The organism is Flavobacterium sp., from assembly GCF_003525665.1.
Taxonomy (GTDB): domain Bacteria; phylum Bacteroidota; class Bacteroidia; order Flavobacteriales; family Flavobacteriaceae; genus Flavobacterium.
Genome location: NZ_DQDX01000051.1, coordinates 46,837 through 59,088, shown reverse-complemented (window position 1 = coordinate 59,088; position 12,252 = coordinate 46,837). Strand labels below are relative to the sequence as shown.

The window sequence follows — 12,252 nt, the reverse complement described above, 5'->3', positions numbered from 1 at the left end:
TCTTAGAAAGATAGAATTGTAGTCATCAGATTATTTTCTACGAAGAACAAAATAACAAGCGCAAGCCCAGCAATTGGTGTAAATCGCTGTTACCAGCTGGCTTTTTTATCAGAATGTTTGTAGCCATTTAATTATTTGTTTTGGGTCTGCAATACTCCAAGAATTAGGATGTCTAACTTTATTCGGCATTCTGTAACCTTTGTTTGTTGTTGTTATTAATACAGCATTTTTATTTCCTAATCGTTGCAACTCATTAATCATTGCCACTTGGTCAGTAATGTTGTTATAAGAACAGTCATAATTACGTTCTTTTAAATACCATTGAATGTCAGGTTCTGAAATAATCATAATAGGAATTTTGATTAAGTTTTTTATTGCTTTTTGTGTAGTATCAGAAAACGAATATGGTGATTGTGAATGATAATTTTGCAATGCAGTTTCAGGTGTTCCACCCATTTCTTTTTCTATTCTATTTATCATGTAGAAAACTTCATCATTAACTTTTGAAGTGTCTGAAAGTCTTATAACTCTTTTGGCTCCATTATAATAACGTTCCCAATCAAGAATTGGATTAATTGCAAAAATTGATTTTGGCTTAATTTCATAGTTTTCTTGAACTGCCAATTCAGAATATTTTACGGCACAAGTCCCACCAATTCCAAATCCGCCAATATAAAAATCTTTGTCTTTGAGTTGATATTTAGAAGCAACAAAATTGATGATTTCTTTGAGTGATTCTTGAGAAGTCCTATCACTTCCCCAATATGTAGAGCCTGTCTTTAAAACTGGCATAATTGTCAAGATGCCATTTTTTGTTGCAAATTTTGGAATTTCTGTTTGTGATAATGCACTATTTGGTGAATTTCCAAAACCGTCCAACAGTACCATAAATGATTTTATAATTTCGTTTTTCGGAAAAATTGCAACGTACATATTTGAAGTCTTGTCGCTCGCATTCAAGAAAACTGTTTCAGTTCTCTGTCCATAGGAAGTGATTGAGATGAAAAGTGTTAATAAAAGTATTATAGTTTTTCCCATTTTCACAGTGTCGTTTTTTAAGCTTGCAGGTAACTTCTGTGCAGTCGCTACATTATAGCGACTATCAATCCAATTTAGATGTGATTACCGTTACAACTTAATTTCTTTCTCAAATATATCAAATATTCTCTTCCTCGCGCAGTTCTTTATTCAAATTCTTTTATGCGTTATAGTTCATTGTGTGTCATTTAGTAAACTTTTGGTATGCTGGTATTTTCAGTTGCGAAAAAAGTGCTAACTTTCGAGAGTATAAAAATTGGTAGTATGAGAATTGTAAAATATATTGTGTTATTGGGTTTGGTTTCGTGTTCTTCGCCTGCTAAAAAAGATGCGTTGTTGTTTTCATTTCCTAAAAAAATCAAAGAAGTTTCAGGAATAAAAACTACTGCTAATTCGAATTTAATTTGGGCAATTCAAGATAGCGGAAATCCAAACGAAATTTATGGAATTGACCAAAATGGTTCGGTTTCTAAAACCATTTCTGTGACCAATGCAGAAAATATCGATTGGGAAGACATCACTTCAGACAAGGAAGGAAATTTATACATTGGCGATTTTGGTAACAATGATAACGATCGAAAAGATTTAGCTATTTATAAAATAAACAACAAAAATCTGGAGCAATCTGAAGTAGCATCAGAATATAAAATCACATTCAATTATCCAGAACAAACCGATTTTCCACCCAACAAAAAGGAATTATTTTATGATTGCGAAGGTTTTTTTGAAATGAACAATCACTTTAATTTGTTTACAAAAAACAGAAGTAAAAACTTTGACGGAACGACATTCTTATATAAAATTCCAAATACTCCTGGAAATCATCAAGCCGTTTTACTTGGGAAATTTAAAACTTGCAGCGATTATGATTCTTGCGTAATTACAAGTGCAGCAATAAGTCAAGACCATAAAAAAGTGGCTATTTTAGGTCATGATACCGTTTGGGTTTTCGAAAATTTTAGTGGTGACAATTTCCTAAACGGAAAAGTAACATCCTATCAACTTGATAATTTTTCTCAAAAAGAAGCCGTTTGCTTTAAGGATAATGCTACTTTGTTTATAGCAGATGAAATTGATAAAAAAACTGGTGGAGGTAATTTATACGAATACGTTATTTCGGATTTAAAAACTAAAGAATAAAACCAAATTAACTCGGAGTTAAAGTTTGATTTGTATTAGAAACCGAAAAAATAGTCCTTTTAAAATCAACCATTCTTGAAAACCGCTTTCACGGTTTCTTCATAATTTCGAATGCTTTTTGCTTTTCTAATATTTTTTTCAACCTTATGCGGATTGTCAAAAGTGGTAGAAAAATATTCCCACAAATGGTGCATTTTTAATAAAATATGAGTTGCGCCAGATAACGATTCGCTATAACCTTGGTAAAGTGTTTCGTGAAAATCACTGAACAATTCCATTTTATTTTTAGGATATTCTAAGGTGTTTTCTTTAATCATACTCGGCAAAAAAGGATCTGAAATCAATCCTCTTCCAATCATCCAATGGTCAATGGTAGGAAACAGTTCTTGCATTTCTCTAAACTTTGTTACCGAAGTAATATCGCCATTGTAATACAATTTGTGTTTGGAAGTGTCAATGCATTTCTGAAAAGCCTCAAGATGAACGCCACCTTTGTAAAGTTGTTTTCCGATGCGAGCGTGAATGGCAATATTTTTAATTGGATAGTTATCAAGAATAGGAAAAACATCCAGAATTTCATCTGTAGTGTCGTAACCCAAGCGCATTTTCATCGAAACAATAATATCCGATTCGGAATGAACTTTATTTAGAATTGCATCAATTTTTTCCGATTCTTTTATCAAACCCGAACCCATTCCGCATTTGGTAACCATTGGATACGGACAACCTAAATTCCAATTTAATTCATTGTAACCTAATTCTTGAACATATTTTGCTACAAATAAAAATTCGTCAGCATCGTTAGTTATCACTTGCGGAATGCATTCTAAACTCGAATTGTTTTCGGGTAATAAATCTCTTTCATACGACGATTTAATAACCAACTTTCCATTTAGACGAATGTAAGGCGAATAAAAAGTATCGATGCCACCAAAATATTTGTTTTGGGCATTTCTAAATCGAAAGTCGGTAAATCCTTGTAAAGGTGATGAAAGTAGAGTAAAGCTCATTAACTAATTTTAGGAAGCCATTAAATAGCCGTCATTTTCTTCAATTCAGAAATGGTCTCTGTCGGATTTTCTGCTTTGAAAACAAAATTTCCTGCTACTAAAACATCAGCTCCAGCTTCCACTAATTGAACTGCATTTTTACTTGTAACGCCACCATCAATTTCGATAATAGTAGAGGCGTTATTTCTAGTTATGATTTCTTTTAACTCTTTAATTTTCTTGTAAGTGTTTTCTATAAAAGATTGACCTCCAAAACCTGGATTTACACTCATGATACAAACCATATCAATATCGTTAATCACATCTTCTAGCAAACTCACATTGGTATGCGGATTTAACGCAACTCCAGCTTTCATGCCTTCGGCTTTAATAGCTTGTAAAGTTCTGTGTAAATGCGTGCATGCTTCGTAATGAACGGTTAAAATATTTGAACCTAATTGTGCAAATGTTTTAATATATCGGTCTGGATCAACAATCATTAAGTGAACGTCAATTGTTTTTGTAGCATGCTTTGTAATCGCTTCAAGAACTGGCATTCCGAAAGAAATATTCGGAACAAAAACACCATCCATAATGTCAATATGAAACCAATCGGCTTCAGAATTGTTAATCATTTCGATGTCGCGTTGTAAGTTGGCAAAATCAGAAGCAAGAACTGATGGTGCAATTAAAGTGTTTTTCATTTTTGTAGTTTGTGTTGTTTATTCTGAATTTACTTCAGGATTTTTGTAGCTGCAAAGTTAAATTATATTTAATGAATCTGAAACAAGTTTGTGAGAATCTGAAACAAGTTCAGATTTAAAAAATAAAACTCCGGAAACCCGAGCAATTTTGCGAACAGACTGGAGTTTTGTTTGCCATGCAAAAAATAAAACTCCGGTAATCAGCCGGAGTTTCAATCATCAATCAAAAAACGAACAGTTTTGAAACTGTTGTTGTCGGTATAAAATTTCATCTTCATTTGTCACATCGAGCGCAGTCGAGATGCTTTTGGAATTTGGAATTTTATTTTTGGAATTTATCCAAGATATGTTTTCAAGATTTTACTTCTTGATGTATGTTTTAATCTACGAATAGCTTTTTCTTTAATCTGACGAACACGCTCACGAGTTAAGTCGAACGTTTCTCCAATTTCTTCTAATGTCATTGGATGTTGATCGCCTAAACCAAAATACAAACGAACTACGTCTGCTTCTCTTGGTGTAAGTGTTTCTAATGAACGCTCAATTTCTGTACGTAACGATTCGTGAATTAATTCTCTATCAGGATTTGGAGATTCACCAGAACGTAATACGTCATATAGGTTAGAATCTTCTCCTTCAACAAGAGGTGCATCCATTGATAAGTGACGACCAGAATTTTTCATAGATTCTTTAACGTCATTTACTGTCATGTCTAGTTCTTTTGCAATTTCTTCAGCAGAAGGTGGTCTTTCATTAGATTGCTCTAATAAAGCGTACATTTTGTTGATTTTATTGATAGAACCAATTTTATTTAATGGCAAACGAACGATACGAGATTGTTCAGCCAAAGCTTGAAGTATCGATTGACGAATCCACCAAACAGCGTATGAAATGAATTTGAAACCACGAGTTTCATCAAAACGTTGTGCTGCTTTAATTAAACCTAAGTTTCCTTCGTTAATTAAATCGGGTAAGGTAAGTCCTTGATTTTGGTATTGTTTTGCAACAGAAACCACGAAACGTAAATTAGCTTTTGTTAATTTTTCTAACGCACGTTGGTCACCGGCTTTAATTTTTTGAGCTAATTCTACTTCCTCATCGGCAGTAATCAAATCAACTTTTCCAATTTCTTGTAGGTATTTGTCTAAAGAAGCAGTTTCACGATTAGTTACCTGCTTGGTGATTTTGAGTTGTCTCATGTATTCTTTTCTCCTTTAATTTAAAGCGTTCAAGTAGTTATACGAGATGAAACTCAAAAAAGTTACAAAAAATTATATTTTTTTAATTTACGTTAAAAGTATCTGTCAAATAAACAGGTAAACCTTCTGTTGTAAATCCTTCAATTTTTACTTCAAATGTTCCTTTAACATCTGATGTGTAAAACGATATCGGTTTTGAAACATCATATTGTGGTAACCATAAAAGTTGGTGTCTGTAATCTGGAATTCTTTTATTTTCTTCTTTAGAATAATCAGGTTTGTAATAGTCTTTGTCTAGATTACTGTTGATTTGGGTACTATTAGCGATAAAATTTCCTTTAGTTTTCAATTCGTAATCGTGATTTTTAGAGATGAAGCTTATCATTCCATTAAAAATATTTGAACCATAATAATAACCACCTTGAATAATACTTACTTTGTAAATAGTATCCATTTTTAAGTCGATAAGTTCATTAGCATCTTGAATCATAATTCCATCAACAAGAACAAGTGTAGGTTCAGATACTTCTATGGTTTCATCATAATCTCTTACACCTAATTTATACTGATTATTGTTTTTTTCATAATACACTTCTTTCAATACTTCAATAATGGTTTCAAGTAATGTAGGGAATCTATTATATGCATCTAAAATATAGTCTTTTTCTAGTGGTTTGTAGAATGCTTTGGTGTTGCTTTTGGCTAAAACACTATCTTTTTTAGTATTGAAATAAGCGTTTTCAATTTGTGTTGCAATTGCGCGTTCTTTTATGGCCGAAATCATAGTTTCATTTACAGAAAAATTGTTTGTAAGAGTTTTTAATTCAATTGGAGTAGAGCCATTTACTGCAATTTCGTATTCATTTCTATAGGGACTAACCACTTGAACAATTATATTAGGATTGCTGTAATCTTGATCTATAGTAAAGTAAAATTTTCCAGATGGATTTGTTTTTACCACTTTAAAAAAGAAATTTTCTCCAGGAATTGAAAGTCCGATGGAAACAGAATTTACAGAATTTTGACTGTTTTTTGATTTGATTTCACCCGAAATTATTTCGCCTCTTAGCTCAGGCAAAATCATAACAGATTTATTAGAACTTGAAATTTCTGAAGCCGAATTAATTTTAGAGAATGCTATCGGATTATCAGATTTATTTGACACAAAAGCATCTACTTTTTTTATTGAAACAGAATAATTTCCGTTACTCAACTGGTTAGCCGAATTTACTTTAAAATTTACTAATTCTCTTGGAGAATAATTTTTCTTGTCAGCAACTAATGTTCCGTTGGATGTTGTTGAATTTGAATTATTTTCAAGATTTTTTGTTGTTGCAATTGATTTTGCAATTAAATCTTTAGTCTCAACTTGAAACGGATTTATGATGGTAATGTCTTTGGTGTAATATTTAAAATCATTTTTATTTAAACTCCAATTGGTGTAACCAACAAGTTTGTAAACTCCTGAATTTAAATTACTAGGTATAAAAATATCGCCATTGCCAGCGCCATTTTTTAGTGTTAACTTTTGTTCTACTATAACTTTGTTGTCAACAGATACCAATTTGACATGAGCAATTTTACTTATGTCACTTGGCTTAAAATTAATCGGATTTAAACAATACAATTGATAGTACAATGTTTCACCAGTAATTAAAGCATCATTATTGGTTTGAATATAAACAGTCTCTGATGTTGAGATTTTTATATTTTTTTCAATAGAAGTCGTGTTGCTATTTTGAGCAAAAAGCAAAGCGGAATTAATTGTTACAATTAATAACAGAAAATGTTGTTTTAGTCTATCCAAAATTCGGGTCTTATGTTAGATGAAAATGAGGTGCAATCACCACAAATAGGTTTAATAAAAGTATAATTTAAGCCGGCTATTTCAAAATATATTACGGCATTATTTAGTACGAGTCCGTTTAATCTTGTTCCGTCACAATCGGCTGGTGCAGGATCAAAGCAGTAATTAAATTCAAATTCTTGGCATTCGTCAAAATAGGGTGGAAGCGCTTCACCTGGAAATAAATCGGTGTAATTGAAAAACATTCTTTTTTCTGAGACAGAGGAAACATTAAAATAACCAACCACTTTTTCGTTAGGATTATCCACAGAAAATAAATTTCCAGCAATGAATCCAGGCTGAGTTGGTGAAAGTACTTCACCTGCTTGTGATAACTCTTGTAGAATTCTGTAATAAGTATAAGATTCTAAGCTTTCTACATATTGTTTTACTAGAATACTATAACGTTCGCCAATTGTATAATCAGATTGTCTGAAAAACTTGACTTCAAAGTCTGAAACTCTATCTTCGGTAAGGTCACTTGTGTTTGTTAGTATAATTGAATTGGATTTATTTGGTGTATAGCAAATTCTAGCTTCTTCAGTTCTGTTAAATAATTCAATAAAAGGATGTCCAACTGCACCGCTGTTATCTGGATTTACAACCGCATAAACTGGTCTCCATTTTGGCGCAGTTACTTTTGAAGTTTCTTCATATTCATATCGATAGTATTTTGAAGTATTGTTTGGATCAACAAAACTGTTAACCGTTATAGCAACGCCTCGTTCTCCATCAAGATTTGTTTTTACTGTTGGAATAACACTTTCTATTTGGCTAACCGTTGTTAACTTTTTTGGTGTTGATTTGTAGGTTTTACCGTTACTAGTATTGATTGTTAAGGTATACTGTTTTTCTGGAAGCGCCGCAAAATCTGATGTTGATTTGTAGGAATTGGTGTCATATTCAAAATTGTATTGAACACCATCACTATCAGTAACAAATACTTGTGCGTCTGATATTGAGGCATTTCCATTGTCATCTTCTAGTCGGTAGGTTTTTGAAACTTTTATTTCTTGTTTTTTTAATTCATTAGTTATTGATGCTTCAATTACAATGGCTTCTTCATAATTAGAAGTTTGTAATTGGTACGGATCTACGCAACTAACTAAGCTGAATAGTAATCCGAGTAAAATAAAAAATTTGTTGCAATTTGTTTTTTTCATAGTTGTTTTTAACATTGTTTTAATCAATCCAAAAATCTGGGCGTATGTTAGAAGAAAATGACGTGCAATCGCCACATTTCGCCCGTACATAGGTATAAATTAAATTGAACGGATCGTCTTCAGGTTCAAGTTGTTCATGTTCATAATAAACTAATATTTGTGCTTTAACGTTTCCGTTTAATTGTCTTCCATCACATTCTGGGAATGGTAAGAAGCAATAAGTGTACTCTAATTCAGTACAATCTTCTAGATAAGGTGGTTTTTCTTCTCCAGGGAATAAATCTTCATAATTAAAAAATATTCTTTTAGAACTTACCGATGCTACTTCAAAAAAGCCAATCACTTTTTCTTTAGGATTATCATCCGATTTTATATTTCCGACTAAAAAACCGGGTTGATTTTGAGATAAAATACTCTCGCCAGTTACAGAAAGTTCTTGTAGTGTTTTGTAATAAGTATACGATTCTAAATTCTGGATAATTTGTCTTACTTCTATAGAATAACGTTCTCCAATTTTGTAATCAAAATCATTTAAAAAATGTACTGGGAAATTCGAAATTCTATCTTCGTTTAAGAAATTAGTGCTCGTTAAAACAATTTTCTTGTTTTTCTCTGTCAAATAACAAACTTGCGCTTCAGTAACTCTAGGGAATAGTTCAATGTATTCATGTCCAACTGAGTCAGTAAGATCTGGATTTACAACGGCATATAAATCTCGCCATTTTGGTGCAGTTGCTTTGGATGTTTCATAAAATTCAAATCGATAGTATTTCGATGAATTTGTTGGGTCAAAACTATTTGCAGCAATTTCTACACCACGTTGTCCTTCGAGATTAGTAATTACGGTTGCAGTAATATTTTCTAGTTCGTTTACTGCAGTAAGTTTTTGTGTTGTTGAACTGTATGATTTTCCATCACTTGTTGTAATATTTAGTTTGTATTGTCGATCATTTTCTGCTCGAAATTCGGTTGTTGAAATGTACTTTCCATCTGCTTCTTCAAAGTTATATTGATTACCAAGATTATCTGAAACAGTTACAGAAGCATTCGAAACTAAAATAGGCTCGTTTTCTTCTAGTCGATAGGTTTTCGAAATTAAAACTTCTTGTTTTTTCAACTCATTAGTTATCGTTGCTTCAATTACAATAGCTTCTTCAAAATTAGAAGTTTGTAATTGGTATGGGTCAACGCAACTTATTAGGCTAAAAAATAGTCCAATAAATAGGTATTTAAAATGAGTTGCTTTTTTCATAATTTCTCAGTTTTAGTTAAAACTTAAAGTTATATGTTACCGTTGGAACTGGCATGGCAAAAATTGATGTCTTGTAAGCTTTTATTTGTCCTCCATCGGTTACAAAAAAGATAGAATACGGATTGTTTCTTCCTAACACATTATAGATTGAAAAATTCCAAAAACTGTGTGCTAATTTTTTTAGCTTATGTGTTCCTTCAACGTTAACGCCAATATCAAGTCTATAGTAGTCTGGAATTCTAAATTTATTTCTATCGCTGTATAAAGTGTATTCTGCGCCACCAAATTCATAAGTTCCTATTGGATAAGTAATTGGGCGACCAGTTTGATATACAAAGTTACTAGAAATACTGTAACGTTGTGTAAATTTGTAGTTTAAAACAAGACTTATATCGTGAGGTTTGTCAAAATTTGCAGGGAAATATTCTCCGTTATTTACTTTTTCTTCATTAAACTGACTGTCCAATTTTATAAAAGTTCGTGAATAAGTATAGCCAATCCAACCGTTTAATTTTCCAGCAGATTTTTTTAATAAAAATTCAATTCCATAAGCTTTTCCATCACCTTGTAGTAATTCGGTTTCAATATTTTCGTTTAGTAAAATTTGCGCAGCTACTTTATAGTCTAAGAAATTTTTAGATTTTTTATAATAACCTTCAACACTCAACTCCAAATCGGAATTGGAGAAATTTTTGAATATTCCAAACGAAAATTGTTGTGCTTCTTGTGGTTTTACATTCAAATCAGATAGTTTCCAAGTGTCTGTAGGTGATTGTGTTGTGTTGCTTGATAAAAGATGTATGTATTGGTACATTTTATCATAACTCGCCTTTAGTGATAAATCATCCATTAAATAATAGCGTGCAGAAATTCTAGGTTCAAATCCGCCATACGATTTTATAACTTCGTTTTTATCATATTCTTTAACTTCAATAACTGTAGCATCATTTAAAGGAACGCCAGGTTGATAAACACGTTGCGAAGAAGCGCCAAGAGCCGAAAATCTTGAGTAGCGCAAACCTACATCCAATAATAATTTATCAGAAATTTTATAATTGTCAGATATGTAAAGTGCCGATTCTATGCCACGTTCTCTTGCAATTGTGATTGGACTGAGTAGTGATTCGCCACTTTTAGGATTTAAATTTCCAGGATCAATTCCGTATAATTTGCTCGAAATTCCGTAACTTATCTTGTGCTTATCGTTGTATAAATAGCCTAATTTAAGTTGAAGTTGTGTATCTGAAATTTTATAACCAAAATCAAACGACCTCGGATTATTAGCATCATACTCAATATTAAATTTATATTCTGAATTGGTAAATATCAATTCAGCATTATTTTTCTCATTAAACTTGTGATCCCATTTCGCTGTAAACAATCGGTTGGTGTATTTAAAAACCGAATCCGATGAAATGCTAAACGCATCTTTACTAGTGTAAAAAGTAGTTTCAACTAAGTTTTTGTCATTTATTTTATGACTGTATTTTGCAATGATATCATAAAATGAAGCTTGACTGTTTTTTAATTGTTCTTCGTCTAATGATTTTAAAATCCAATCAGAATAGGTAAGTCGTCCGCCAACTATTAAACTCGATTTGTCTTTTACAACAGGAACTTCCAACGATAAATTACTGGTTACTGGACCAATTCCACCTTCACCAGAAATCTTTTTTACATTTCCAGCTTTGGTTGTAATATCAAATACTGATGATAATCTGCCTCCAAATTCTGCAGGAATACTTCCTTTGTAAACCAATGCTCGTTTAGTAGTAAAAGGATTTACCGCCGAAAATAATCCGAAGAAATGCGATGGATTATAAATTAAACCGTTGTCTAAAAGTATAAGATTTTGATCTTCTTTTCCACCTCGAACGCTATATCCAGAAGCACCTTCACCAACATTTTTTATTCCTGGTAAAGCTGCTGCAACTCTAAAAATGTCACGTTCACCAAGAATTAACGGAATCGTTTTTATTTTTTCAATTTCAATTACAGTAACTCCAGTAACCGAAGATTTTAATTTTTCGGATGCCTTTGAGTTAATTACAACTTCGTCTAATTCATTTATATTTTCAGTCAAACTCACATTGAGTTTACCGTCATTATACAGCACAACTTTCTTGGTAGATTTTGTGAAAATTACAGATTCAAATTCTAAGATAGCAATACCAGGTTCCAAATCGATAGTGTAAAATCCAGAATCGTCTGTTTCTGTACTTCTTTTGCTGTTTTTTACCTTTATATAAAGATTAGCAATACCTTCTCCAGTTTTATTGTTTTTTACAAAACCAGATAATGTGTATAGTTTTTTCGAATTAGATTTAGATTCTTTTCCAATGGTTACTTGCTCTATTCTTTTTGAGCTTGGAGTGTTTTTTATCGAATCATACTGTTTTAAAAACACTGGTTCTCTTGTAAAATCTACAGCCTCTTTTTTCTCTGTTTTATCGGTTGGAACATCAATTAAATTTTTATCTAAATCACTAATAATACTTGTGTTTTTTGTTAGAATAACACGATTATTATCGATAAAATAATTTAAATCTGTAGCATCCAAAAGGTCGGTTAAGATTTCATCAATGGTTTTATCTTGATAGTTTTTTGTGATTTTGATAGTATCTGAAGCAATCCATTTTGAATCAAAATAAAATCTAAAATTTGTTTTTGATTCAAGTGATTCAATAGCAGTCTGCAATGAAGCATCAGTTATTTGTAATGAAATTTTATCATTAAGTTGTTGAGCCGAAATTAAAAAACTAAATAATAGAAGAAAGGAAGTGAAAATAACTTTTCTCATTGATAATTGATTATTGTAAACCATTGATATAATTAAATAAATTTTTCATAAACAAAACTTTATTGTTTTCCAGCGACTGATTGTTTTTTTGATAAAAGTCATTGATTTGAGTTTTAAAATC

9 protein-coding genes are annotated in these 12,252 nt (G+C 31.6%); 1 reads left to right on the top strand and 8 read right to left on the bottom strand.

The features are described from left to right. Positions 1-108: 108 nt before the first annotated feature. Entirely contained in the window at positions 109-1,038 is a 930-nt protein-coding gene (locus DIU01_RS03690) for an alpha/beta hydrolase (RefSeq protein ID WP_290831895.1), read from the bottom strand. A gap of 264 nt (positions 1,039-1,302) precedes the next feature. On the opposite strand from DIU01_RS03690, the gene DIU01_RS03685 reads away from it, so the two are divergent. After that, positions 1,303-2,178 (top strand): hypothetical protein, encoded by an 876-nt coding sequence (locus DIU01_RS03685; RefSeq protein WP_290831894.1) that lies wholly within the window; start codon positions 1,303-1,305, stop codon positions 2,176-2,178. A gap of 65 nt (positions 2,179-2,243) precedes the next feature. On the opposite strand, the gene DIU01_RS03680 is transcribed toward DIU01_RS03685, so the two are convergent. The 7 genes from DIU01_RS03680 to DIU01_RS03650 form a co-directional block, all read right to left on the bottom strand. Next, on the bottom strand, positions 2,244-3,188 hold the full coding sequence (locus DIU01_RS03680; RefSeq protein ID WP_290831893.1) for a tRNA-dihydrouridine synthase: 945 nt from the start codon (positions 3,186-3,188) through the stop codon (positions 2,244-2,246). A 20-nt stretch (positions 3,189-3,208) separates the two neighbouring features. Next, the gene (gene rpe / locus DIU01_RS03675; protein ID WP_290831892.1) at positions 3,209-3,871 is read right to left on the bottom strand and encodes a ribulose-phosphate 3-epimerase; all 663 of its coding nucleotides are present in this window, start codon (positions 3,869-3,871) and stop codon (positions 3,209-3,211) included. A 335-nt stretch (positions 3,872-4,206) separates the two neighbouring features. Then, positions 4,207-5,070 carry a sigma-70 family RNA polymerase sigma factor gene (locus DIU01_RS03670; protein ID WP_026707723.1) on the bottom strand — a complete coding sequence of 288 codons (864 nt, stop codon included), beginning with the start codon at positions 5,068-5,070 and terminating at the stop codon, positions 4,207-4,209. Between the two features lie 82 nt (positions 5,071-5,152). After that, positions 5,153-6,877, bottom strand: coding sequence for a hypothetical protein (locus tag DIU01_RS03665; protein WP_290831891.1), 1,725 nt, complete (start codon positions 6,875-6,877; stop codon positions 5,153-5,155). Next, positions 6,865-8,079 carry a DUF4249 domain-containing protein gene (locus DIU01_RS03660; RefSeq protein WP_290831890.1) on the bottom strand — a complete coding sequence of 405 codons (1,215 nt, stop codon included), beginning with the start codon at positions 8,077-8,079 and terminating at the stop codon, positions 6,865-6,867. The genes DIU01_RS03665 and DIU01_RS03660 overlap by 13 nt, the downstream gene beginning before the upstream one ends. 19 nt (positions 8,080-8,098) lie before the next feature. Next, entirely contained in the window at positions 8,099-9,331 is a 1,233-nt protein-coding gene (locus DIU01_RS03655; RefSeq protein WP_290831889.1) for a DUF4249 domain-containing protein, read from the bottom strand. 16 nt (positions 9,332-9,347) lie between these two features. Then, positions 9,348-12,131 carry a TonB-dependent receptor gene (locus DIU01_RS03650; RefSeq protein WP_290831888.1) on the bottom strand — a complete coding sequence of 928 codons (2,784 nt, stop codon included), beginning with the start codon at positions 12,129-12,131 and terminating at the stop codon, positions 9,348-9,350. Between the last annotated feature and the right edge of the window lie 121 nt (positions 12,132-12,252).